The sequence below is a fragment of the Comamonas odontotermitis genome (assembly GCF_020080045.1).
GTDB lineage: Bacteria > Pseudomonadota > Gammaproteobacteria > Burkholderiales > Burkholderiaceae_C > Comamonas > Comamonas odontotermitis.
The window spans coordinates 1,719,720-1,745,367 of the sequence record NZ_CP083451.1; the positions used below are offsets into that span (position 1 = coordinate 1,719,720).

Annotated in this window: 19 protein-coding genes and 1 pseudogene; 14 read left to right on the forward strand and 6 right to left on the reverse strand. The window is 61.2% G+C overall.

Features of this window, described 5'->3' with window-relative positions; translation table 11 throughout:
- Positions 1–67: 67 nt before the first annotated feature.
- From LAD35_RS08015 to LAD35_RS08040, 6 genes are all read right to left on the reverse strand, one after another.
- Positions 68–1,288 carry an imelysin family protein gene (locus LAD35_RS08015; protein WP_224152168.1) on the reverse strand — a complete coding sequence of 407 codons (1,221 nt, stop codon included), beginning with the start codon at positions 1,286–1,288 and terminating at the stop codon, positions 68–70.
- A gap of 98 nt (positions 1,289–1,386) precedes the next feature.
- Positions 1,387–3,537, reverse strand: a complete 2,151-nt coding sequence (locus tag LAD35_RS08020; RefSeq protein ID WP_224152169.1) for a TonB-dependent receptor — start codon at positions 3,535–3,537, stop codon at positions 1,387–1,389.
- A gap of 83 nt (positions 3,538–3,620) precedes the next feature.
- The gene (locus LAD35_RS08025) at positions 3,621–5,123 is read right to left on the reverse strand and encodes a PepSY-associated TM helix domain-containing protein (protein ID WP_224152170.1); all 1,503 of its coding nucleotides are present in this window, start codon (positions 5,121–5,123) and stop codon (positions 3,621–3,623) included.
- On the reverse strand, positions 5,120–5,410 hold the full coding sequence (locus LAD35_RS08030) for a hypothetical protein (RefSeq protein WP_224152171.1): 291 nt from the start codon (positions 5,408–5,410) through the stop codon (positions 5,120–5,122). Before LAD35_RS08030 ends, LAD35_RS08025 begins: the two co-directional genes overlap by 4 nt.
- On the reverse strand, positions 5,407–5,667 hold the full coding sequence (locus LAD35_RS08035; protein ID WP_224152172.1) for a hypothetical protein: 261 nt from the start codon (positions 5,665–5,667) through the stop codon (positions 5,407–5,409). Before LAD35_RS08035 ends, LAD35_RS08030 begins: the two co-directional genes overlap by 4 nt.
- A gap of 672 nt (positions 5,668–6,339) precedes the next feature.
- A complete protein-coding gene (locus tag LAD35_RS08040; RefSeq protein ID WP_224152173.1) occupies positions 6,340–7,260 on the reverse strand; it encodes a LysR family transcriptional regulator in 921 nt (306 codons plus the stop codon).
- A gap of 143 nt (positions 7,261–7,403) precedes the next feature.
- Here LAD35_RS08040 and LAD35_RS08045 point away from each other — a divergent pair, with 143 nt between their 5' ends.
- The 14 genes and pseudogenes from LAD35_RS08045 to LAD35_RS08110 all read left to right on the forward strand — a co-directional run bounded on the left by LAD35_RS08045 (position 7,404) and on the right by LAD35_RS08110 (position 25,618).
- The gene (locus LAD35_RS08045; protein ID WP_224152174.1) at positions 7,404–8,333 is read left to right on the forward strand and encodes an alpha/beta hydrolase; all 930 of its coding nucleotides are present in this window, start codon (positions 7,404–7,406) and stop codon (positions 8,331–8,333) included.
- A 70-nt stretch (positions 8,334–8,403) separates the two neighbouring features.
- Entirely contained in the window at positions 8,404–9,342 is a 939-nt protein-coding gene (locus LAD35_RS08050; RefSeq protein WP_224152175.1) for an alpha/beta hydrolase, read from the forward strand.
- 71 nt (positions 9,343–9,413) lie between these two features.
- Positions 9,414–10,070 (forward strand): annotated as a pseudogene (locus LAD35_RS08055) (NAD(P)H-binding protein).
- A 343-nt stretch (positions 10,071–10,413) separates the two neighbouring features.
- Positions 10,414–11,364: a midcut-by-XrtH protein gene (locus tag LAD35_RS08060; protein ID WP_224152176.1), complete on the forward strand. Its 951-nt coding sequence runs from the start codon at positions 10,414–10,416 to the stop codon at positions 11,362–11,364.
- Positions 11,365–11,919: 555 nt separating this feature from the next.
- Positions 11,920–14,154 (forward strand): TonB-dependent siderophore receptor, encoded by a 2,235-nt coding sequence (locus tag LAD35_RS08065; RefSeq protein ID WP_224152177.1) that lies wholly within the window; start codon positions 11,920–11,922, stop codon positions 14,152–14,154.
- Between the two features lie 12 nt (positions 14,155–14,166).
- Positions 14,167–14,460 carry a hypothetical protein gene (locus LAD35_RS08070; protein ID WP_224152178.1) on the forward strand — a complete coding sequence of 98 codons (294 nt, stop codon included), beginning with the start codon at positions 14,167–14,169 and terminating at the stop codon, positions 14,458–14,460.
- Entirely contained in the window at positions 14,460–16,163 is a 1,704-nt protein-coding gene (locus LAD35_RS08075; protein WP_224152179.1) for a PepSY-associated TM helix domain-containing protein, read from the forward strand. The genes LAD35_RS08070 and LAD35_RS08075 overlap by 1 nt, the downstream gene beginning before the upstream one ends.
- Entirely contained in the window at positions 16,160–16,513 is a 354-nt protein-coding gene (locus tag LAD35_RS08080; RefSeq protein ID WP_224152180.1) for a DUF3325 domain-containing protein, read from the forward strand. Before LAD35_RS08075 ends, LAD35_RS08080 begins: the two co-directional genes overlap by 4 nt.
- An 84-nt stretch (positions 16,514–16,597) precedes the next feature.
- Positions 16,598–17,785: an efflux RND transporter periplasmic adaptor subunit gene (locus LAD35_RS08085; protein ID WP_224152181.1), complete on the forward strand. Its 1,188-nt coding sequence runs from the start codon at positions 16,598–16,600 to the stop codon at positions 17,783–17,785.
- On the forward strand, positions 17,779–19,779 hold the full coding sequence (locus LAD35_RS08090; protein WP_224152616.1) for an ABC transporter permease: 2,001 nt from the start codon (positions 17,779–17,781) through the stop codon (positions 19,777–19,779). The genes LAD35_RS08085 and LAD35_RS08090 overlap by 7 nt, the downstream gene beginning before the upstream one ends.
- A 9-nt stretch (positions 19,780–19,788) precedes the next feature.
- Positions 19,789–21,168 carry an efflux transporter outer membrane subunit gene (locus LAD35_RS08095; protein WP_224152182.1) on the forward strand — a complete coding sequence of 460 codons (1,380 nt, stop codon included), beginning with the start codon at positions 19,789–19,791 and terminating at the stop codon, positions 21,166–21,168.
- Between the two features lie 158 nt (positions 21,169–21,326).
- Positions 21,327–21,875 (forward strand): sigma-70 family RNA polymerase sigma factor, encoded by a 549-nt coding sequence (locus LAD35_RS08100; protein ID WP_224152183.1) that lies wholly within the window; start codon positions 21,327–21,329, stop codon positions 21,873–21,875.
- Positions 21,872–22,867, forward strand: coding sequence for a FecR domain-containing protein (locus LAD35_RS08105; protein WP_224152184.1), 996 nt, complete (start codon positions 21,872–21,874; stop codon positions 22,865–22,867). The genes LAD35_RS08100 and LAD35_RS08105 overlap by 4 nt, the downstream gene beginning before the upstream one ends.
- Positions 22,868–23,146: 279 nt before the next feature.
- The gene (locus LAD35_RS08110) at positions 23,147–25,618 is read left to right on the forward strand and encodes a TonB-dependent siderophore receptor (protein WP_396022777.1); all 2,472 of its coding nucleotides are present in this window, start codon (positions 23,147–23,149) and stop codon (positions 25,616–25,618) included.
- Positions 25,619–25,648 lie beyond the last annotated feature (30 nt).

Here is a 25,648-nt window from a genome sequence, read left to right on the forward strand (position 1 = left end):
GCCGGCCCCGCTTCTGCTGGTGCCATCGCCGGGCTGAAGGCGGCGCCTCTGGTTGGTATTGCTGGCATCAAGGCTGAACCAGATTCAATTGATGGATGCCGATGGCACTGGCCGCTTCAACCAGGTCCTTGCTCTGCTGGGTCAGGCTGTCGATCGTGACCTGAATTTTGCTGCGTGCTTCGGGGTTGCGTTCGCCCTGAATCGCCTGGTCAAAGGGAGCAGGAACCGCCTCTGCAGCCTTGACCGAAGCGCTGATCTGCTGGCCGGTCTTGGCGGCCAGTTCCGCATTGCGCGTGGCTACCAACTGTTGCAGGCTGGGGCCCTGAAGCAGGGTTCCATCCAAGCGCTTGTACTCACCCAGCCACACGTTTTTGATGCCCAAAGCGTTGGTGACGGCGTCCCGGTGGGTGTTGTCCGAAAAGCATGAGTGCTCGTCTTCCTGATCGCGACTGGCAAGCGCCACTTCGAGCCGCTCACCTGCGAGTTCGCCGCGCGAGAGCGATCCAAGGCCTACCAAAATCTTGCGCAGCGACTCCTGCCCACCTTTTTCAAACCGGCTGCGGTAGTTGTTCTTGGAGCCCGTCTGCCACTGGCGGGCAACCGCCTGCAGGTCATCGATGAGCAGGCTGGTGATCGTCTGCAGGTACAGACGGCGTCGTTCGGCGTTGGGTTTCTTGCCGGTAACGAAATCGGTGTAGGGGCGGTCGCCCGGACCGTCGGCGCTCAGGTCCTGGCCCCAGAGCATGAATTCGATGGCGTGCCAGCCCGTGGCGATATTCTCCTCGCCATCACGTTCGTTGAGCGCCGACAGGTTTTTCTTGGTGATCGCAATTTTGGGATTGTTGATGAGGCCCGCCTTGGCATTGCCTTCGACGTAGTCGACATAGGACTCATCCATGGGCCAGGCGTTGATGCGCCCTTCGGGACCATTGTCGTCGTCGATCGGTCCGCCATAGAAGCGAAAGGCTTCGGATTGACCGTAATATTCGCGCGCTCCAAGCCAGGCCTTGCGAGCTTCTTGCAAACCGGCCTCCGAGGGCTTGGCCAGGAACTGCGCAATCACCTTCTGCATGGCCTTGGCCGAGGTGATGCTGTCCTCATAGTTGGCAGACACCAGGGCTGCGTAGTGCTTCACCACATCCTCCGGTTTGACACTGGCGGCGGCAACGAGGACGTTGGCGTGCGCGGAGCCCTGTACGTCTGAAGAAACGGTCGAAGCTGCATGAACGGTGTTTCCCACAGTGATGACACTCAGGGAAAGAAGGCTTGCGGTGAGGAGCTTTTGCATGGCTGGAAAAAATGGTTTGGATGGCAGTTGCGGATCAGAAAGTGCGGGCCACGGAGCCCTGAGGGCACCGTGGTCTGGTCACCTTCAGTGCGTATTTTTTAGAACGACACGGTGGCCGACAGCTTGAAGGTGCGTGGCGCACCCGGCATGACAAAGCCATCGCCAAAGATGCCGATCCAGTACTTTTTGTCGGTCACGTTCTCCACGCTGGCATTGAATCGCACTGGTGTGTTGCCAAACTTGGTGGCGTAGCTGGTGTTCAGGTCAAAGCGATTCCACGATGGCACCCGCAGCTTGTTGCCCGAATCAGACCATTGCGATCCGGTGTAGATCATCCTTCCGCCGACCTTGAGGCCTTGTACCGGAGTTTGCCAATCCAGGCCGATGCGGGCACGCCACTCGGGGGTGCCGTAGGTGTCGCGGCCGGTATTGCGCTGCTCTGATTTGATATGGGTGATGCCACCCAGCAGTGCCAGCTCCTTGGTCAGGTTGCCGTAGGTGCTCCATTCCAGGCCTCTGAGGCGTTGCTCGCCGTCGCCGGTCAGCGTGGGTAGGGTACCGCCGCTATTGACGCTGATGAATGATGGACGCTTGATCTCGTAGGCGCTGATGGTGTGGGTCAGCTCGCCCGTCTGCAGTTTCACGCCCAGCTCGATCTGTTTGGTGACCTTGGGAGCCAGGGCCTGGCCTTCATTGGCGTAGCCCAGACCCACAACCTGGCCCGGCTCCAGACCTTCCGTGTAGTTGCCAAAGAGCGATACTTTGTCGCCCCAGGGTTGCAGTACGCCGGCAATCATGGGCGAGAAGCGGCTTTCGCTGTAGTTGGAGTAGGGCATCTTCACGGTCTGGTGGCGCCCGCCGATGGTCAGCAGCACGGTGTCTCCGGCAAATCCCATGGTGTCGGCAACGGCCAGCGAACGGAAGTTGTTCTTCGTGGCCACGCGCGCAGATCCGTAACCAGTCCACTCCGGAGCCGGTGGGAATACGGGCGTGACCGGGTCGTACATGTTGGTGGTGTAGCAGTAGTTGCAGGCGTTGTTGTTGGTGCCCTCGGTGATCCGCAGCACATTGGCGGAGAGTTGCAGCCTGTGCTTGATGCTGCCCGTATCGAACTTGCCGATCACTCCGGCCTCGGCGGTACGGCGCTGAGAGCGGGTGTCCACGTTGTAGATGGCACCGCGTGTGGTTCCGTCTGCACCGGTGACAAAGGCGCGGGTGCCGAACATCAGACCCTGGCCCTCGGAGCTGGAGCCGCCTGCGGCCGCATAGCCTTGCCAGTTCTGATTGAAGTCGAACTCGGCGCGGGCCAGCACGCCGCTGTTGTCATACTTGCCATGGGTGCCCCGGAACATGTTGGTGTCGCCCTTGGGCGGATCCAGCAGGCGACCTACGCCGGGAATGGCTGATGTCCCCAGAAAATTGAACATGCCGGGGCTGCCGTTGTCGATCGTGTTGACGCTGTTGTACAGATCCAGCGAGAAGCGGGCATTGTCTCCCAGGTAGTCCAGCGCCAGTGCGCCGACTTGGCGCTTCTGGCTTTCGTCCTTGGCACCCATCTCGCCATCGCCATAGACGCCGTTGAAGCGCAGACCCAGGCGCTTTTCGTCGCCAAAGCGCTTGCCCACGTCGGCGTGCGCCTGGAAATAGGAGTGCGAGCCATAGGTGACAGTCAGGTCGGCAATGGGCTGCGCCAGCGCGCGCTTGGTCACCATGTTGACCGTACCGGCCACACTGGACGCTGGGGGCATGCCCGAGAGCAGAACATTGGGGCCGCGCAGCACTTCGATGCGCTCGAACATTTCGACCGGCACCGAGTTGGCTGGTGCAATGCCATACAGGCCATTGGTGGCGATGTCGATGGCTCCCATGTCCAGGCCACGCAGATTGAAGTTCTGCAGCATGTGGTTCTTGTTGGTGGTGAAGACGACGGCAGACTCGTTCTCCAGCACATCCTGCAAGGTCAGCGCCGACCAGTCCTCGGCCAACTCGCGCGTGTAAGCGTTGACATGCACGGGCGCTTCCATGATGGATGTGGCGCCCAGGATGCCCAGACGTGCACCCGACGCCGCCTTGTTGCCTGGCGCGCGATTGGGTAGATCTTCGCGCTCGTACTTGCTGCGCACCGTTACGGTAGGCAATGCAGCTTCATTCTGCGTGGAGGCGGTTTGAGCGAGCGTGTTGGTGCCGGCGGCGGTCAGGGCCAGCGCAATCGGGGTGAGTCGCAGTCGGCGTCGGATATTGGCGTTCATGGAAGGTGCTTTCTATCAATAAATCGATTGAGATTTGAGAATGGGTTTCAATGAATTCGTACGCCTGAGTGACAACGCTGCCATCACCGCTGTCTCCAGGCCAGCCAGCCAAAGAACAGTGCCAGCACCATGCAGGTTGCACCCAGCAGCACGCCATCCGGGCCCGGGCTCAGCGCCACGGCAAGGGGTACCAACGCATTGCACAGCGCCGTGAACCACAGCAGGCTACGTGCTGCACGCTCGGTTCCGCGCCAGATTGCCCAGGTAATGCAAGCCATAAAGACCGCGTAGAACACGCTTTGGTGCAATACGTTCAGATCGGCCAGGCGGGGCGCAAACCAATGGGCGAGTACCAAGGTGGCTGGCAACGCAGCGGCACAACCCAGGCAGACGCCCTGTGTGAGGGCAGAGACAATGCGCACGTGACGCGGACGCTCTATGGCGCCTCCGTCTTGCGGTCGCCGTGCACGCTTGGTGCGCGTCTCGATCCACAGGAGGTTGCCGGTGTAGAAAAGCAGTGCGCCCGACAGACCCAGCAGCAGGTACAGCACACGCACCGTGTCGCCGCCATAGCTGCCAAAGTGCAGTGAAAACAGGCTGCTGAGCAGCGCGGTGGAGACGGCGCCGCTGGCTCCCGGCAGGTAGTTGCGGTCATAGATTTCGCCGTTGCCCAGATTCACGAAAGCGAGGCCGTAGCGCGAGGCGCGCTGAAAGTTGCGCTCGTCACTGCCGCCAACCACTGCGACCGTCCCTGTCGGCTGCATGACATAGTCCAGCGCAAGAGGCCGGAAATCCGGAACCTGTTGCTGCACGCGGTGCCTGATCTCGCTGGGCGGCAGCCAGTCGGTACGAACCACCTTGGGCGGCGCAACGCTGTCGCGCGCCACGGTGGGGCGCAGGCCATCCTGGTAAATGAACTTGTCCTGCGCCAGATACACCATGTCGTGCAGGCCGAACACAGCCGCGCTCAGCGCGATCACCAAATGGAATGGCAGGCTGGCGACACCCAGCAGGTTGTGAACGTCCAGCCACATGCGTTTGAGGTTGGCGCCCAGACGCAGGTAGAAAAGATCCTTGACCAGTGAGGGCAGCAGCACCACGACGCCTGACACCAGCGCCAGGGCATAGGCAAGGGAGACGAGACCAATCAACGGCTCGGCCACCTCAAGGGGAATGGGCAGGCCGCCCTTGCGGTGCAGGTAGTCCACGAAATTACCGCTGGTGTCGTCATCCCGCGGCATGCTGTCCATACGCAGGAGTTGACCATCCGTGCCGAGCTGCCACCAGACCGGGTCCTCACCGCGCACCATGTGCGCCAGCGCGGGTTGGGCATTGTCGGCGCCAGGCCAGCGCAAACGCACGCGCCCCTTGATGCCGGGGTTGGCATCCAGAAAGGCCTTGGCCAGTGCATCGCCGTCGTTGCTGATGGCGCTGGAGGCCGGTGCGGGAGGCTGCGTCCAGCGGGTGATTTCGGCTTCCAGCATCGAGAAAGCGCCTGCATAGAAGGCCACATACAGCACCAATCCGCAGAGAATTCCGACCCAGGTGTGAACAGCCAGGTAGTCCTTGACAGTCTGCGCCTTCATTGCAGCACCTTCCAGGCTGCAAAGGCTGCAGCGTTGGCCAACAGGAACGCTGTCGTGCATTGCCTGCGGCTCTGGGCCAGAAAGGCCACGCATGGTGCAACGGCCCACAGCAACACCGCCAACCACATGGCAATCTGGTCGCGTACGGGTACGAAAGCGGGCAGCAAGCCGCCATACATCAGCAGCCAACTGAGCCACAGCGCCAGTGGAAATCCCAGCAGGAAGCCTGTCAGCCCCTTGAACAGCAGATGGCGCGGGATGGGCGCAGCTTGGTCGGTGCGACTCATCGGGCGCCTTTCTTCGCCTGGCGACGTGTTGCTTGCCAGTAGCTCAGGCAGGGCAGGATCAGGATCATCACGGACAGCGCCAGCGCAATGGAGACGGCCAACCCGAGCCCGGAGGCATGCACCAGCCATACCGCCAGCATGGCCGCCAATGAACCCAGCAGAGTGCCCGGCCAGCCGCGTAGCGGGCCATCAACGCGATGTGTGGCACAAAGAAAAAGCCAGCCGCATACCGCAGCCAGCACAATACCAATCCACATGAATAGAATTAATAATGAGAATAATTATCAATTATATTATCAATGAAAAGATGAGGAACCCGTCCGGCCACGCGATGTTGCTTAAATCCATCTTTCGCAGAAGCACGCCGCTGGCTTCCGGCTGTTTCAGGAGCAGCTGGCCCATTGCGCCCCGGTTGTATTCCGCATGCAGTCCGGCGGCCGCGGCAGATTGGGCCGGTGTGTATACGGTCTGGAGTCGAAGGTGACTGTAGAAACCACTCTGCGGCGAGGTGTCGGTACTGGAATGTGGTTCCTGCGGAGACGTTCATGCGCGAGATGGGACTACATCGCGCCAAACGCATGCGGTTCACACTTGGAGTCAAGACAGAACGCAGGAGCCAAGCCATGATTCAGTCCCCAGACCCGATTCTTCCCGAGAACCCAGATCTCCCCAATCAGCCCACGCCGGTGCCTCAGAAACCGAACGAGCAGAATCCGCACGTCCCGCCGCCTCTGCATCCGTATCCGGGAAGCCCTGACCACCCTAGCCCGGGGCATGCCCCGGGTGAAAAGGAACCGCAGGCACCTCAGCCGCTCGGGGACAACTCCTATCGCTGATGGCCGAGGTGCCCTGGGGAAACCTTGCCAGATGAAATGTACGCGGATTGCCCGAGCCCGCGTTCAGACCTCGGCAGCGGAGGGGGAGATTTTCTAAGGATGCTCTACAGAACGCTGCGCCAACCGCTCCCGCTGCTCTGCCAGGAAATCCATCAGCACCCGGATCTTGGCGGGCATCTGCGCGCGCGAGGGCACGTACAGATAGAAGCCAGGAAATGGTAGACACCAGGCACTGAGAACCCGTATCAGTGAGCCATCCGCCAGGTGCCTGCGCACGCACAGGTCGATGTGCTGCACCAGCCCCACGCCCTGCAGTGCAGCCTGCAGCATGCTGTCGTCGTCATTGAATACGGCGTTGCCCTGCGGCTCGAAAACCACGGTGCGCCTTTCTTCATTGGGAGAGGTAAACGACCAGCGGTCGATGGTGCCACTAGAGGTAAAGCGGTAGGCCAGGCAGTTGTGTTTCACCAGGTCTGCGGGTGTCTCGGGCGCGGCGTGCCGCTGAAAGTAAGCCGGAGAGCCCACGATGGCCATTTCAAGTGGGGGAGTGATGGGCACTGCCACCATGTGTTCATCCAGGCTCTCGCCCAGGCGAATGCCTGCATCCAGCCCTTCTGCCACGATGTTGGAAAACCCATCGTCCATCGCCAATTCGAGCCGCAGTTTTGGGTAGCGCGCCAGGAACGTACCCATATGCGGCTCGATCAGCAATCGCGCCGCGACGCGCGAGGTGTTCATGCGGATAAGGCCCGAGGGCTCGGCATGTGTCTCGCCCAATTCGGACACCGCCCGCTCGACGGCAGTCAGTGCAGGCGCAAGAACATCTAGCAGCCGCTGTCCTTCTTCGGTCAGCGACATGTCCCGCGTTGTGCGGTTGAGCAGTCGTACGTTCAACTGCCGCTCCAGGGCCTTGAGTTGCTGAGACAGCGCCCCGCGCGTCACCTCCATCTCTGCAGCAGCCTTGGTGAAACTGCGATGGCGGGCGATGTGCGCAAACCAGGTCAGGGAGAACACAAGAGAAGGTTCAATGGGCATTTGTTTAGTTTAACTAATCACTCATATCTTTGAAAGCCTATTTATCAAATCAAATTGCATACCTACCATTTCAACCAACGCTTCATCTTTCATCACATTTGTGTTTGCCACCGGAGAATTGCATGCCAGTCTCAGCTTCCAAGGTCACCTTCAAGAATCTCAATGGCCAAGGTGTCATGATGGCCGCAGCCATCCACTTTCCCACTGGTTTCGATGAGGCCTTGAAGTACCCTGCAGTCGTCGTCTCGCACCCGGGCGGTGGGGTAAAGGAGCAGACCGCTGGTCTATATGCTCGCAAGCTGGCCGAGAGCGGCAGCTTCATCACCATCGCTTACGATGCCTCGTACCAAGGCGAGAGCACCGGCCTGCCGCGCCAGTTGGAGAACCCCTCCATCCGCACCGAAGACGTCAGTGCCGTTATCGACTACCTGACCGCCTTGCCTTATGTGGATGCAGAGCGCATCGGTGCCATGGGAATCTGCGCCGGCGCCGGCTACAGCGCCAATGCCGCCATCAACGATCGCCGCGTCAAGGCGCTGGGCACGGTCAGTGCCGTGAACATCGGCCAGATGTTCCGCAACGGCTGGGAAAACACCATCAAGGATGCCGACGCCGTGGGCTACATCGACTTCGGCTCCCAGGCGCGCACGGCCGACGCCAGCAAGGCTGAGCTAGCCACCTTGCCATTGGCTCCGATGCGTGAGGAAGATGCACCCAACGCCGAGCTGCGCGAGGCCTGGGAGTACTACCACACATCGCGCTGCGAACACCCCAACGCTCCTGGCTTCATGACTGCGCGCAGCCTGACGCAAATCATCACCTACGACGCTTACAGCAAGGCCGAGGCCTTCCTGACCCAGCCATTGCTGACGATCGCCGGCAGCGTGGCCGGTAGCAAGTGGATGAGCGACGACTTGCTGGCTCGCGCGGCCAGCCAGGACAAGCAGATGTATATCGTCGAAGGGGCAAACCATATGTCGTTGTATGACGTGCCCAGGTACGTGGACGAGGCTGTGTCCCAACTGGTCCCGTTTTTCCAGGCTAGGCTGTAAAGCCATTGAAGCCGTGTTGCCAGCGCAGTAGAGATCGGTGCTGGCGCCCTCAACCTTCATGAGTTGCACTATGAACAACAGTTTCACCATCCAGACCGTCCGTTATCCCAATCTGGGCTGGGACATCGCCGCTGACCTCTATCTGCCGGCAGGCTTCGATCAAACCAAGAAGTACCCGGCCATCGTCAGCACCCACCCGATTGGCAGTTGCAAGGAGCAGACGGCCGGAAATATCTACGCCAAGGGCCTGGCAGAAGCGGGTTTCGTGGTTCTTGTGCACGATGCAAGTTTCCAGGGAGCCAGCGGCGGGATGCCTCGCTTCATCGAAGACCCTTCTATTCGCGTCTCCGACATCCGCTTCGCGGTGGACTACCTGCAGTCGCAGCCCTTTGTGGATGCCGACCGTATCGGCGCCATTGGCGTATGCGGCGGTGGTGCCTACACTGTGCATGCGGCCATTACCGACCATCGCATCAAGGCCTTGGTCTCCATCACCGGCGTGAACTATGGCCGCCTGATCCGCGAAGGCTTTGCCCAGTTCAAGCCCCGTGAACTTGCCGCTGGCATCGCGCAGATGCGCATGGCCCAGGCCCAGGGCGGTCCGCGCGATGCAGCCAATCTGCTTCCCGAATCGGTTGAGGCCGCTCGAGAGGCGGGCATTACCGACATTGACGTGCTGGAAGCCACCGAGTATTACAAGACTGCGCGCGGCCAGCAGCCGAACGGCGCCACCAGCCAGTTAATGTCGTTCAGCGGCGCTGCCATGGGCTGGGACGCATTCTTACACGCAGAGGTACTGCTGACCCAGCCGCTGATGGTGGTGATCGGTGACAAGCCCGGCGGCTTCGGCGCCTATCGCGACGGCTGGGAGATCTACAGCCGTGCCGCTTCGGCCAACAAGCGCATCGTCGTCGCCGAGGGCTGGTCGCACTATGACCTGTACGACAAGCCCGAGCCAGTCGCGATTGCCATGGCTCAGGTGGTTCCGTTCTTCCAGGACAACCTGTAAATCGCCACGGTCACGAAAAAGTATTGATACTTTGCGCCAGTGGCCAGATTGCCCAGTGAGTTGTCAGGCTGCTGGCCAGCGACCGGAACCTGGGCCAGACCTTGCTGCTGCGTGATCCAGGGAGGCTTGCAGGCAACGAACCCACCAATGCCAAGGCCGTGATCGGCAACGTGCTGGACGGAAAGCTGCTCAGGCAGGCCATGGTCGGCCAGGATCTCGTCTGTGCCAATCTGGCCGGTGAAGCCCTGGACAAGCAGGCGCATGCTGTGATTGCCGCCATGCAGGCCGCAGGCGTCCAAGGTCTGGTCTTCGTGCTTTCGCTCGGCATCTACGGCGAGGTACCCGGCAGGTTTGGCCAAGGTAGCCGATCCACCATCGCAGAGGGCCTCTGACCAGACTGCCGCGTGGCCAATCTGATCGAGGCGTCGGGCCTCGCATGCACCATTGTGCGCCCGGCTTGGTTGATGGATGAGGACGAGGTCGACTACGAGTTGACCAGCAGGAATGGGCCGTTCAAGGGCACTGTGGTCTCGCGCTGCAGCGTGGGCCCACTGATCTCCGAGATCATCGCCAGGCCCGGGGCGCATGTGGGGGCGGTGGTTGTGGAGTCTGGGTGCGGGATGCGCCGCCCAAATATCCAACGCATTCGCCATCTTCCGGGTTTCTGGAATGAACGCTATCAACAGAGGTCATTGGGGGATACCGTTGGTGTCGGGTCCTGCCGTTGATATGCCGCGAACCTTCCCATTGTCGGCCAGCATGGATTTCAGAGAGAAGAACTTTCCACAGGGCAGTGGCGGCAATTGCCGTCGTTGAATGGGTACACCTTTTCAGAAGTGTTGCACAAATCCGGCCCGCAACTGGTTGGAATCACACATGCCGAAAGAGTCTCATCCTAGGGGGCAGCCAGCTCCGGGGAGGGCAGGTGAGTTTTACCGATACTTTCAGCGAATGCTTAAATACTTTATAAATATAGATAATCTATTAAATTTTGTTAATTAATATATTAATAATATGAAAATATATATATTCGAGTTTTTATAACATTTTTAAAAATGAGGAGATGCGGTGATGCGTTCTACATCGAATCCAATGCCAGCAGCCAAGCTGTGGAGGCACCTTGGGGTATCTGCTTTTACCGTAGCCAATACCTTGCCCGCTTGGGCTCAATCGGTTCCCAACGCCTGTCAGATTTCTGTGGGCTACGCCCCGGTCGTAGTGCCACCGTCTGCTGCTGTTTCGTCTGTACCAGGGCTGTCGATGCTCGGTGTGGGTTTGCTGGCTGCTGTGCTCGGAGCGGTTGCCTGGAAATATCGTGGTCGGATCAGTGCAGGCAAAGTGCTATCCGTACTTCTGGCTGTGGGCGCGATGACGGCATTTGTGCATAGCGAAAACTCCCTCATCGCCGCTGTTCGGGCTGCAGCGCTCTATGAGCTTGGCGATGCCAATGGTGGAACCATGGCGGACTCCCAAATTTCCTTTGCGTCACCTTCGCCACTTGTCACTCTCAGCAATACAAGTGGGAAGCGCATGCGTATTACCAGCAATGGAAACACGTCTGAGACAGGCACCTGTGTCGTGGGTTCCGAGTTGGCACCCGGTGCCTCGTGCACAACACAAGCGGTGTGCCCAGTCGTTATCCCTATCGAGGTCGCAAGCGAGCCGACATCGGGGTGTGACACGAATGCCCAGATTGACAGCTTTTCATGGGCAGCAACTGACGGCACCTCCAGTGGTTCCGTGACTGATTTTGCCCCGCTGCTGGCTACGCCCCCTGCTACCAATCCTGCGGTGTCAGGTATGGTGACCGACTTCACCTACACGCGTTCGGCGACGCAGCCTGAATATGATGCCAACAGTGTTCTGACCAATGCCTTGGCTCTTGGGTCTGGCGTTGTCACCATTACCGCGACCGCGCCACAAGGCTATGGGTTTGGAAGCACCCTTTCGCCAACCCAGACATGGACGATTCCGTATTTCTGCCAGTCCAGCGGTGGAGGCGGGAGCGGAGGGAATAACTAGATTGCGGGTGTTGCAGTCAATCCAAGATCCGACCCATCGGGGATGGTGGGGCATTTGCGCCAATGCAGGGTTGGGTCTCTGGATCGCTCAGGCGGCAGGGCAGATGCCTGCCATCTGATCGGAAATCGGGGCATCAGGTCGAAAGCGCCTGTTCGCCCTTTGCCGAGGCTGGCTTCAGATGAGGTGGGGCATCGCAGCCAGCCCAATGGTGGGTTTCAGTTCAGATGTGGAGCGCAAATCTGAACCTACTACACCAGTGCCCGTTTTCAATGTGCGCTGTGTTGGAGCCCGATCCATTGAGCAGCAGCAACGGCTTGAAGCGATTGCTCACGGCTATCTTCTGGCAAGCTGGCTTTTAAAATAAGTGGGGAAAATCAAAAACCAGTGGCAATCCCTGGGAGTTTTCTTTACAATCCGCCGTGATTTTTGAATGAGATGTATTCTCGTTAAAATTGCTGCCAGCCCCCATACGGTTTCCGTTCCAGCCACAGCGCCATGCCTCTTGGTCGACCACATCAGGTCGCCAAAAGCCCTCTGTTTGTTTCTGAGTTGCTCATGCTGGAACGCTTGTACCACCCCGCAGGCGGGGTTTTGCCTTTTCGTTTTCGCAGCACCGCTATCGCCGTCGCTGTTATTTGTCTCGTGCCACAAGCCGGATTCGCGCAGCGAACTGCTGGCGAAGCGGAGGAGGCCACGCTGTCGGTGGTGAAAGTCCAGGACCAGGCAGTGCCCACGGTATACGGTGAGGGCACTGATTCGTACATGGCCAAAGGGGTGGAAGTGGGCAAGGCAGCGCAGTCGCTGCGCGAGATTCCTCAGTCGGTGACCGTGGTAACACGCCAGCGCATGGACGATCAGGCCATGCGTACGCTGGATGATGTGATGAACTACACCACTGGCGTGACCCGCGAGGAGAGCTGGCTGGACACCAGCTATCTATCGCGCGGCATGGCGATCACAAACATCCGCTTTGATGGGGGGGCTGCTGCATCGACGCGGGCAGGCACCCGGAGCCTGGATATGGCGCAGTTCGATAGCGTGAGCTTGTTGCGCGGCGCCGATGGCCTGTTTGGCGCGGGCGATGCAGGCGGCGTGCTCAATTTCACCTACAAGCGGCCGCTGGCCCAGCGCCAGACGCAGGTGATGCTCTCGGGCGGCACCATGAACAATTACAGGGCCGAGCTGGATACCACTGGCGCCCTGAATCAGTCGGGTAGCCTGCGCGGGCGGCTTGTAGCGGTGAACCATGACAGGCGCGAGATGGCAGATCCTTCGCGTGTCAAACGGCAGATGCTATATGGGGCGCTGGAGTTGGATATAACGCCGCAGACGATTTTCACCCTGGGTGGCAGCTATCAGAAGGATCGCAATACCGGCTTCAATGCGAGCTTGCCGCGCTATGCAGATGGATCGGACATTGGTCTGCCGCGCGATACCAACTTTGGCGCACCCTGGAACTGGATGAACCGGGAAAACAAGACTTTGTTTGCCAAGCTGGAGCACCAGTTGAACGACAACTGGTTGATCAAGGGCCAGTTGCGCCATACCCAGTTTAACGAAGGTGTGAACGCTGCGGAGATTGAGAGCGCGCCGGAGCCGGGCTCCCTGTTGGGGGCGGATTGGTGGATTCATCAGGCCAAGTCGCGCGAGCGCGAGACGAGTTTCGATCTGAACCTGCAGGGCGCCTTCGATGCCTGGGGCAAAAAGCACGATGTGATCCTGGGGGTCGACCAGCAACGCACCAGCAACCATTCGCGCAGTCTGTGGCCGCGCATTGGCCCTGCTGATGTATTCGACCGCGTGCCGCCAGTTGATCCCGGCTACCCGCTGGGGGACTGGACGAGCGGCTCGCGGCAGCAGACCCAGAAATCGGGCCTGTATGGCTCGGTGCGCTTGCGCCCCGTTGATCGCTGGGCGGTGGTGCTGGGTGGGCGCTACGTGCTGCAGGATCGCAACAATCAATACGATATGGATGGCCTGCAAACGGCCAGGAGCCGCGAATCACACGTGGTGGTGCCTTACGCAGGCCTGGTGCATGAGCTGACGAAAACCACCAACGTTTATTTCAGCACTGCCGAGATCTACCAGTCGCAGGCTGGCAAGTTCTCTGCGCCATTGCCGGGTGCGCCACTTGACCCGGTGCGCGGCCGCACCTATGAGTTGGGCATCAAGAGCGAAGTGAAGCCCGGCATGATTGCGAGTGCGGCGTTGTTCCATACGGAAAAGAAGGGGGAGGCGGTCTATGACCCTGCCTATCCGCAGACCGATTGGCGCGGCGGCTGCTGCTATTTCCGCGACGGCTACAAACTCAGCAAGGGGATTGATCTGGAGCTGACGGGGCGAATCACACCGCAATTGCAGTTGACCGTGGGCTATACCTACAACAGCAACGAAGACCGGCGCAAGGACGATGCGCAGTTCAGCACCACCACTCCGCGTCACCTGCTCAAGGCTTGGGCGGACTACCGTCTGGACGGGGAGCTTGCCGGCTGGAGTGTGGGCGGCGGCGTGGTGGCGCAAAGCTCCAACTACCGCTCGGGAACGCTCAATGCCTATAACCCGGCGAGTGGCCGCTACGACGGGCCCTCGCGCGCGTACAAATTCAGCGCACCGGGCTATGCCGTGTGGTCGGCGCGGGTGGGTTATGCCATCAACAAGGATTGGAGCGTTGCGCTGAATGTGGGAAACCTGTTTGACAAGACCTACTACAGCACGGTCGGCTATGCGGGCTACGGCAATTTTTATGGTGAGAAACGCACGGCCACCGTGTCGCTCAAGGGTAAGTTCTGAGAGGGCTGGGCAATGGTGTCATCTGCTGACTCGTCATCAGGTTGGAGTCTGGTCTCGCGCATCGCAGCAGCCGTATGCGGGGGGTACGCACTGGTCAGCGCCTGGGTGGTGTTGTGCGGTGCGATGAGTGCCGAGCGCATGCAGACCATTCTGGGCGGTATGCAAACGAGCTGGATGTGGTACGTGGCGGTCGTGGTATGGGCTTTTTCGCCGGTACCGCCGCGCCGCATTTTGGGTGTGCTGCTGGGCTTGCTGGCCCTCATGCTGGGCACTGCTGCATTGCTGGTGCACTGGGGAGGGCGCTGATGGTGCAGTCCAGACAATCCTTTGGGGCAGGGCAAGGCGGTTTTCGTCAGGCCCAGTCCTGGCTTCACACCTGGTGCGGACTGTGGTTTTCCTGGCTGCTGTTTGCGGTGTTTCTCACTGGTACGCTGGCGGTGTTCGAGGAGCCGATCAGCCATTGGATGACGCCTGAGCATCACGCAGACGAGGCCAAGGCCGCAGATGCGCAAGCCAGTGTGCCCGCGGTTTCGCTGAGCCAGCGCCTGCAGTGGGGTCTGGCCTATATGGAAAGGCACCATCCGGGCGCAACGATGTGGGAGCTATGGCCGGCCGATCCCCAAGGCGGAGGCGATTTGCGCGTCTACTGGTTTGATGCCAAGGGCCAGTACGCGGCGGCCCAGCTCGATCCCCTGACGGGCGAGGAGCTGAAGGCGCAGCCTGGTGCCCGGCAGAGGCAAACCTTGGGTGGACACCATTTCGTCACCTTTCACTATGAACTGCACGCCGGCCAGATCGGTTTGTGGATCGTGGGAGCCGCTGCGCTGGCGATGCTGGTGGCGCTGGTGAGCGGGGTGATCACGCACCGTCGCATTTTCAAGGATTTCTTCACATTCCGTCCGCACAAAGGGCAGCGCAGCTGGCTCGACGCACACAATGCCGTAGCCGTGCTGACCCTGCCTTTTCAGCTGATGATTGCCTATACCGGGCTGGCATTGTCGAGCTTGACATTTCTGCCTGCCGGTATGGTGACGTACTTTGGTGCGGACGAGGCGGCGCGCAAGGATTTTGTCACCAGGCTCAATGAGCCGGGCAAACCACAGCGTTCGGGCCAGCCGATGCCGGTGCCAAACCTGGAGCCCTTGGTGTTGCGTGGTCAGAAGTTGATGGGGCAGCCCGTGCGCGCCGTGGTGGTGGACTACCCGGGTGACGCCGCAGCGCGCGTGGGAGTCTATGGCTGGAATGATGCGCAAGAGCTGCGCAGACGCCTGAGCCCGACCACTGGCATGGTCATGTTCTCGGCTGCCAGCTCGGAGGTGTTGCAGCTGCGCCAACCGGGCGGGGTCGAAGGGGGCTCGCCTGCGCTGACACAGTCGGTGATTGGCAGCTTGCACATGGTCAACTCGGGCGGCCTGCTGCTCAAGTGGCTGTACTTTGTTTGCGGCATGGCAGGCAGCGCCATGATGGCGACGGGTGCCATCCTGTTCGTGGTCAAGCGCCGAGAAAAGCACCTGACGGAGTTTGGTGGTGCCTCTGCCAAGGTATACCGTTTGATCGAAGGACTGAACGTGGCGGCCATCGCCGGTCTGGGCATTGCCTGCATCAGCTATCTGTGGGCGAACCGCCTGGTGCCACTGGGGCTGACGCATCGCGACGACTGGGAGCTGGCGGTGTTCTTTGTCATGTGGTTGCTGGCGTTGGTGCACGCTTGGCTGCGTCCTCCCGCCCTGGCGTGGCGCCAGCAGATGGCGCTGTTGGCAGCGCTGTGCCTGTTGCTGCCGGTGCTCAATGTACTGACCACCGGCGACCAGCTGTTGGCATATGTGCAAGAGGGCGATTGGGAGAGTGCCGGCGTCGAGTTGACCGTGGTGGCCTTTGGACTGGCGGCTGCTGCTGCGTGGCACCGGATGCGGCGTGCACCAGCCATCACCGTGCGCAACCGGCGCAACGTGACGCTGCCAGCGGCCACTGTGACGGTGGCCGCTGCCGAGCAGAAAGGGCTGTCATGAACGTCTGGCAAGCTGGTTTGCTGGCCACCGCCTGGGCTCTTGGAGGCATGACTGCCTTGGCTTTGGCCATGGACCGCCACTACACCCAATGGAAGGCAGCGGACGAAGTACCCGTGGCAACGCGCCGCTGCCTGAGGCTGTGTGGGGCGGTATTGCTGGCGGCCGTCTGGTGGCCAGCCGTTACGGGTTGGAGCGTAACGATGAGCAGCATTTTCGTGCTGGGCTTCTGGAGCCTGGGCGCGCTGTTGACCGTTGCCGGCCTGGCGCTGTCTCCACGCTGGCTTGCAAGACTGGCAACGGCAGCTGCCTCGCTTGGTGGCGGCGCCAGTCTGTGGCTGTTGGCGCGCTAGCGCCCGAAATCGCTTGAGGCGCCTGCTGACTGGTGGCCAGAGGCAGGTGCAGTCAGGCACCCATTTCTTGAAAGTACAAGGTCCATGATTTTGAGACAGGGCAAACGCTGGGGCGTTTTCGCTTTGGCGCTGGTGTGCGTCAGCGCTGCCGTTGCAGCCACCTGGTGGGGAAGCCGGCCGCATGTGGAATACCAGACAGCGACGGTGGTGCGCGGTGAAGTGGAGGCAACCGTCACTGCCATTGGTACCTTGCAGCCCCGCACCTATGTGGATGTGGGCGCCCAGGTGTCCGGGCAGATCACACGCCTGATGGTGAGTCCGGGCGCGCAGGTGGAGAAGGGTGCATTGCTGGTGGAAATCGATCCCAGCGTGCAGCGGGCCACCGTCGATGCCGGGCGCGCATCACTGGCAAGCCTGCACGCGCAGATGGCCGAGCAGAGGGCGCAGCTCAAACTGGCGCACCAGCAGCTGGAGCGGCAGCAGCAGATGGCAGCCGAGCAGGCCACGCGGGAGGAAGATGTGCAGACTGCGCAGGCACAGGTGGATGGGTCTACCGCCCGTATCGACCATATCAAGGCGCAGATGCAGCAGACGCAGGCCACCTTGAAGGCCGACGAGGCTCGGCTGGGCTATACCCGTATCTATGCACCGATGGCCGGTACCGTGGTGGCGGTGGATGCGCGTGAAGGGCAAACGCTCAACGCGACCTACCAGACGCCAAACATTCTGCGCATTGCCGATCTCCGCTCGATGACGGTATGGACCGATGTCTCCGAGGCCGATGTGCGCCGTGTGCGCAGTGGCATGCCGGTGTATTTCACCACGTTGGGCAGCGCGGGTCTGGAGCAGCCACGCAGGTGGCGCAGCCAGGTTCGGCAGGTACTGCCAGCTCCTCCGGTGAGCACGCCACCGGCCAGCGCTGGTGCGGGCGCACCGGCGGCTGCCACCAAGGCAGTGACCTACACCGTACTCTTCGATGTTGACAACGAGGACGCGGAACTGATGCCCCAGATGACCGCGCAGGTGGTATTTGTCACCGCCAAGGCCGATCAGGCACTGACGGTGCCTTTGACGGCAGTGCGGACTAGCGACGATGGCAAGAGCCAGACGGTCCGGTTGCTGGGCACCAACCAGGTGCCGCAGGAGCGTACGGTGAAGCTGGGGGTGCGCAGCCGGCATCAGGTGGAGGTGCTCCAAGGTCTGGATGAAGGCGATCGGCTGGTGGTGGGCGAGAGCCGCAGCGACGGCGGCTTGCGATGGTTGCAATGGTGAGCACGGTGCCAGACGCAGCCACAACCGTGCCATTGATATCGCTGCGTGGTATCCGCAAGCATTTTGGCGTCGAGGGCAGCGGCCAGGCGCCGGTGACGGTGCTGCACGGCATCGATCTGGAGATTCGGGCTGGCGAGTTTGTTGCTGTGGTGGGCAGCTCGGGCTCGGGTAAATCCACACTGATGAACATTCTGGGCTGTCTTGACCGGGCGAGCGAAGGTTGCTATCGGTTTCAGGGGCAGGATGTCGCACAGCTCGATGCCGATGCCCGAGCCTGGCTTCGACGTGAAGCCTTCGGTTTTGTCTTTCAGGGCTACCACCTGATTGCCAGCGAAAGCGCTGCCGAGAATGTGGAAATGCCATCCATCTACGCCGGCCTGTCCAAAGAGCGTCGCATACAGCGCGCACAAGCCTTGCTGGTGCGATTGGGGCTGCAGGGGCGGCTGGAGCACCGGCCCAACCAGCTCTCCGGCGGACAGCAGCAGCGCGTGTCCATCGCCCGGGCGTTGATGAATGGCGGCAGCATCATTCTGGCAGACGAGCCCACGGGTGCCCTTGATTCGCACAGCGGTGCCGAAGTGATGGCATTGCTGGGCGAGCTGGCCGATGCAGGCCACACCATCATTCTGATCACACATGACCGGGGTGTGGCAGCGCAGGCGCGTCGCATCATTGAGATCGGCGACGGGCGCATTGTCAGCGACACCGCGGCGCATGGCACAGCGGGTTTGAAGCCAGGCCTGCTGACCATGCCCGACCTGGCTGAGTCGCACAAGGGCAGTACATCGAGCGGTCGCACCTGGTTTGCAGAAGTGGCCGAAGCTGCGCGCAGCGCCTGGCGCGGCATGTGCATGAGCCCGATGCGTACCTGCCTGACTCTGCTGGGCATTGTGATTGGCGTGGCATCCGTAATTGTCATGCTGGCCATCGGCGAGGGCGCACGGCGCAAGGTGGTCGAGCAAATGGGCACCATGGGCACTGCCATCCTCTACATGGGCAGCAAGGCGCCGTCCACTGGCGGGCCGGCCGGGCAACTGACCGAGGAGGATCTGGCGGCTGTGCGTGAGCTGGCCGAGATTCGCCGCGTCATGCCAGTGATTGGTGATCCGGTCACCGTACGGTACGGCAAAGCCGACAAGCAGATCTACGTATTTGCCGCCAGCGAGGAAATGCCGCTGGTGCACCATTGGAAGCTGGCCCAAGGCCGCTACTACACAGGGGCGGAAGATCGTGATCTGGCACCCTTGGTGGTACTCGGCCACAAGGCACACGCGCACTTTTTCCCGGACACCCCCAACCCGTTGGGAACGCAGCTGGTCATCAACAACTCGGCTTTCGAGGTGATTGGTGTGATGAGCGAGCGCGGTGCGGATTCTGGCGCGCAGGACTATGACGACATGGTGTTCATTCCGTACCAGTCGGGCCGTGCGCGGGTGTACCAGACGCAGACCCAGCCCGACTATGTAGTGGTCGAGGCCATGGCATCGGAGCAGGTGCATGACGCCGAGAAGGCCATCCGGCAACTGCTGCTGGCCCGGCATGGTGGTCGCGAAGACTTCGGCATTGGCAATGCGGCCGCGCGCATTCAGGCCGAGGCGGCTACGCGCGAGTCGATGGCGGTGATGCTGGGACTGATTGCCGCCGTTTCGCTGGTCGTTGGTGGTATTGGTGTGATGAACGTGATGCTGATGACGGTACGCGAACGCACCCGCGAAATTGGCATTCGCATGGCTGTGGGCGCGCGGCAGCGTGACATCCTGCGTCAGTTCCTGACCGAAGCGAGCATGGTCACCTTGGTAGGGGGGGTGATGGGCTTGCTGGCAGGTCTGATGATCGGTGCGACGCTGATCGTCTTGGGCGTTCCGGCGGTGTTCTCGGTACGCGCCATGCTGGGTGCATTTGCCTGCGCCGTGGCGACTGGCCTCTTTTTTGGTTACATGCCGGCAAAAACCGCAGCACGCCTGGACCCAGTGCGTGCACTGGCGGGAGAGTAGGAAATGGTGATGATGAAGACAGCAAATGCCCTGGCGGCTGCGGTGCTTTTGTCGGGCTGCATGAGCATGCCGCAGGAGGAGTTGTTGCCGGTGCCCCTGCAGCACGCGGAGATGCCGGCGCGATGGCCTGCTACCCAGGGTTTGCCTCGCGATGTGCTGAACGAGGATTGGTGGCTCGGCTTTGGGAGTTCCGAGCTCAACCGCGTCGTGGAGCAGGCACGGGCCCAGAGCCTGGACATGCAGGGGGCTGTGGCCCGGGTAGCGCAGGCCAGGGCGCAAGCCGAGCAAGCCAGAGCCAATGCTTCGCCAGAACTGAGCGCGGAGTTGAGTACCGCCAGAACCCGTACCCTGGGCCATGGCGATCAAGGTGATGGCCAGCGTTGGCGCGGCGCGCTGACGGCCAGCTACGAGCTCGATCTCTGGGGGCGGTTGCAAAGCGGCAGTACAGCCGCTCAGGCCTTGTGGCAGGCAAGTGTTTATGACAGCGAAGCCTTGCAATTGAGCGTGACGGCAGCGGTGGCCAATGCCTGGCTGCAATGTGTAGCCCTTGGCGAGCGGGTATCAATGGCACAGCAGAGTCTGCAGATCGCCGAGCGACTGCTCCAATTGGTGGAGGCAAAAGCACGTCTGGGCGCTGCCACTTCGCTGGACCTGGCGCAGCAGCGTGGGTTGGTCGCTGCCCAGCAACGCACCCTGGCCGCAGTAGAGCAGCAAGAGGCGGTAGCTCGCGCTTCTCTGGCCGTCCTATCCGGTCACTGGACTGTGCAAGCTCCTGAGCAAGGTAGCGTGTTCGACCTGGCTGTGCCGCAGATTCAACCTGGCGCGCCGACTGAGCTGCTCACGCGCAGGCCAGACATTGCGCGCGCCGAGGCACAGCTGCAGGCCGCGGGCGCTAATCTGCAGGCAGCCAGAGCAGCCATGCTGCCTCGGCTGAGTTTGTCGGCCGGCGTGGTGTCCGAGCCTGAATCGCTGCGTCGATTGCTGGATCGTCCATTGCTGTCCCTGGCGCTTGGACTGACTGCGCCCATCTTTGATGCCGGTCGGCTGGCCTCCCAGCGGGACGCCGCAGTGGCGCGGCGGCAGGAACTGCTGGCCAGCTATCGCCAGGCGATTATGGCGGCCTACGGTGATGTGCAAATCGCGCTGGATGCCAGCCATGGTGCGCAGCAGCAGGAGCAAGCCCAGGCGCAGGAGTTGGCGCAGGCGCGTCGCGCGCTTGGCCTGGCCCAGAGCCGCTACCGCGCAGGGGCCGAAACCATGCTGACGCTGCTGGAGACACAGCGCGCATCCTTTGTCGCGCACGACCTGGCGATTCAAATGCGCCTGGAGCGGCTGCAGGCCAGCGTTGCCTTGTACAAGGCATTGGGCGGCGGCTGGCAACTCACTTGAAGTTGCACTGGCCTTGCTGCGCAGAATTGGTTGGCCTTTCGGCACTTGGTTCCTGACCCCAGCGACCGAATCTGTATTAGGTTTGAATACAATCAAATGAAAATGATTCTTGTTTAATATTTATGCCGCCACGCTGCGGCGGCATACCTGCCAGATCCATGGTCTTCCATTCAAACCACACAGAGATTGCCGCGCTTTACGTTGACCACCATGGCTGGCTGCTGCGCTGGCTCCGCCGGCGGCTGCATTCGGCCGCAGAGGCGGCAGATCTTGCGCACGACACCTTTTTGCGCCTGCTTACCGGCCAGCGCAGCCGAAGCTTTGCCAGTGCTGGGGAGACACGGGCGTATTTGCGTGTGACGGCGCAGAACCTGTGCATCAATCTCTGGCATCGCCAGGAGATCGAGCGCGCCTGGCTCGACATGCTGGCCTCGACTCCCGAGGCCAGCTACCCATCAGCCGAGCGACAGGCCATTGTGTTGCAGGCGCTCGAAGAAATAGGACACATGCTCAGCGCACTCTCGCCCAAAGCCGCGCGGGCTTTTACCCTGGCGGTGGTGTGCGAAATGACCGATGACGAAGTGGGCGCCGAACTGGGGGTCTCCGGCCGCATGGTGCGCAAGTACGTGGCGCAAGCCATGCTTGGCTGCCTGACCTTGAGCGCCCGTCAGACGGCGGCCGAGTTGCAACAGGAGCCTCAGGCGTGAGCGATGCAGACCGAGCGTTGCCAAGCATGCCTTCGCATGAGCAACTGCAGCAGGCGGCCCATTGGTATGCATGCCTGCGCGATGGCCAGGCCCGCGCCAGCGAGCGTGCTGCCTGGCAAACCTGGCTGGCCGCGGCAGAAGGCCATGCGCTGGCCTGGCAACAGGTGCAGGAGATCAGCCGCGCGTTCGAGCCCGTGCGAGCTCTGCCCAATGTTCGCGAAGCTGCGGAAGGGCTGCAGGCGGCAAATCAGCGCATGCGTGTCCGCCGCAGGGTGCTCGCCAGCTGTGCCTTGCTGACAATGGGCGGCCTGGCAGGAGCACTGAGCTGGCGCCAGGGCTGGTTGCCAGATCAGGTGATGGCCTGGGGGGCCGATGCGCATACGCATACCGGTGAACTCAAGCAGATGCGACTGGCTGACGGATCCACGCTGTGGCTCAACACAGGCAGTGCGGTTGATGTGCGCTTTGGCGCATCCGAGCGTCGTCTCGTGCTGTTGGCCGGCGAAGTGTTTGTGACCACCGCGCATGATGCGCGCCCCTTGCTGGTGCAAACCACGGATGGCCAGATGCGGGCCCTGGGCACGCGCTTCAACGTGCAGTTGGGCAACTCGGCGACGGAGCTGACCGTGTTTGAAGGTGCGGTGGAGGTGTGCACTACCAATAGTGGCAGCACTCTGGTAGTGGCCGCTGGCCAGCGGACGAGATTCACCAGGGCCCGCATTGAGCAGCCAGACATCGCCGACTCCGCTCGGCAGGCCTGGACGCAGGGCAGGCTGATCGCCAACAACCTGCCGTTGCGCGAATTCGTCGTGGAGATGCGGCGCTATCGCAAAGGCTATCTGGGAGTTGCCGATGCAGTAGCGGACCTGGAGGTGTACGGCAGCTTCCCGGCCCAGGACAGCGACCGGGCGCTGAAGATGCTGAGCTTGGCCCTGCCCGTGCGGATCGAGCAAAGGCTGCCATGGTGGACGTCTATTGAGGCCAAGGCATAGGCGATTTGCCAGGTCTTGGCAGCAGCGGCCTTTCAATTTTTTCAAATATTTTTTGAAAACGGGTTCCGGGTTTGTGCGTCTCATTGGTTTATGTCTGTGAGAAGACAGTTTTCCATTGCTGCCAAGCACAGCCAACCTGGCCTCAAGCGCGCTTCGGATTTCGATTGCCGGTGCCTGGTTTGCCAGACAACCACTGGCGCAGCCATAGCCACAGCTGCAGCGATGGTGAGTGATGGTCTTCGCCCCGTTGTGATTGCATCCTTTCCATTCGGAGTCTCCATGCCTGTTCGTCATTTTGAGCGCGTCCAGCGTCTGCGCCGCTTGCCAATTCCTCGCCCGTGGGCCAGCTCCTTGCTTGCTTTGGGGGCGGTACTTGGATCGCTCCAGGTATCACCCGCGTCGGCGCAGCAGCCGGCAGCTGCAGTGCAGACAATGCGTCAGTACGACATACCGGCGGGCCCCTTGAGCCAGGCATTGACGCGCTTTTCGAGCGAATCGGGCATCTACCTGGCAGGCAATGCCAGCACGGCCGAAGGCAAGATGAGCCCGGGACTCAAAGGCCGCTATGGTGTGGTGGCCGGTCTGGCGGCACTGCTGGCCGATACCGGGCTGGAAGCCTTTGTGCAAGCTGACGGCAGCTATGGGCTGCGCATCAGACGTGCCCAAACACCGGCTCCGGCACTGGACGGCGCAACACTGCCAACTGTGACAGTCACTGCCAGTGCAGAGCGAAACGGTACGACGGAAGGTACGGGCAGCTATACCCAGGAAGGGCCCAGCCGTACAGCCACGGGGTTGGGTCTTTCGTTGCGGGAGACGCCGCAGTCGGTCACGGTGATGACGCGCCAGCGCATGGACGATTTCAAGCTCGAAACCTTGACCGATGTGATGGAACAGACGCCTGGAATTGCGGTCTACCGGCAGAACAACGCCACCGATTTTCAAGCGCGCGGCACCAGCGTCAATCTGCAGACCGATGGTATGGCTCAGGTCAGCAGCGGTTGGTACTATCTCACCAGCACCTTGTTCTCTCTCGATGACATGGCCGAGATCGACCGCATCGAGGTACTCAAGGGCTCATCCGGTCTGGTGGTGGGCAAGGGCAATTATGGTGCCACCGTGAACATGGTGCGCAAGCGTCCAACGCGCGAGTTCCAGGCCAATGTGCGCGCCAGTGTCGGCAGCTGGGACACTTATCGCGCGCAGGCCGATATCGGCGGACCGCTCAATGAGGCAGGTACACTGCGCGGCCGGCTGGTGGCTTCGGCCATGGATGCGGGAAGCTTTCGTGACCACGAAAAAAGTGCCAGCCGGATGCTGTTTGGCGCGCTCGAAGCCGATCTCTCGCCGAGTACGCAGCTCAATCTGGGTCTGACCTACCGCCAGCGCGACGCAAAGGGAATCGGCACCACCCAGCCGATCCAGCGCTACACCAAGGCAGGCGCGGAGGTGGGCTGGATGCCACGCTCTTTCAACACCGGAGCGCCCTGGGGCGGCTATCGCCAGGACAGCCTGAACCTTTTTGGCAGCCTGGAGCAAAAGCTTGCCAACGACTGGACTGCCGAGCTCAAGTTCTCGCACCAGCGCGCCACCATGGACGATATGCGTGCGGGCTATTACTACGATCAGGACCGCGCCAGCTTTGGCCGCTGGCGTGACATGGACAACAATAACTGGACGGTGAATTTCGACATCAAGGGCCCGTTCGAGCTGCTGGGCCGCTCGCATGAGTTGCTCGCTGGTGCAGGTATCTCCCGTTTCAGCAGCCAGGTGCAGTTGCCGCTCAATTCGCTCAACCTGGTGCCGCTCGAAGATCTTGGCATTCACATGGGGCAAGGTGGTACCGTGTTGCCCGAGCCCGATTACAGCACCTTGTACTATGGCGACAACAGTTTCAGCCAGAAGCAGCGCTACGCATATGCGGCTGGACGTTTTCGCCTGAGTGACCCTCTGCAACTGATCGCCGGTGCACGTGTTACCCGCTTTGAAGAGCGGGACATCACACCTTATTGGTGGAATTACGACATGAAGGAAAACGGCGTAGTCACGCCCTACGCAGGCCTGGTTTACGAAATCCATCCCAATGTCTCGCTGTATGGCAGCTATGCCAAGATATTCCAGCCGCAAACTGCCCAGGATGAAAAAGGCAATACTCTCCCGCCGGAAGAAGGCAGCACCTACGAAGTCGGTGCCAAGGCAGAGTTTTTCGACAAGCGCCTGAATGCCAGCATTGCCCATTTCTGGATGAAGACCAGGAACACGGCTGAAGAAAGCGGTGGCCTCACACCCGGTGGCGATACTGCCTACCGCGCCGTTTCATCGGCGACGCGCTGGGGCTGGGAGCTGGAGCTGTCGGGACAATTGGCGCGTGGCTGGCAGGCGCAAGGGAGCATGGTGCAGCAAGACAGCTCGCTTAACAGTGCCAGCAAGTACCCCAAATACCAGTTCAAGCTGGGAACCACCTACCGCTTCGAGGGCGCGATGCGCGGTCTGACCGTGGGGGCCTCCACGCGCTGGCAGGGGAAGACCGCGGTCAGCAATGCCGCAGCCACGCTGGCGCAGGATGGCTATGCGTTGGTCGATCTGATGGCCCGCTACCAGGTCAACCAGCACCTGTCGTGGAGCCTGAACGTCAACAACGCGTTCGACAAGCGATACCTCTCGGGCCTGACCAACTTCTCTGCCGCGGGCCTGTTCTACACCTGGGGAGCGCCGCGCAGCGTGAACGTGGGGATGCGCTATGACTTCTGAGACCTTGGCCATGGCTACCAGCAAGCGTAG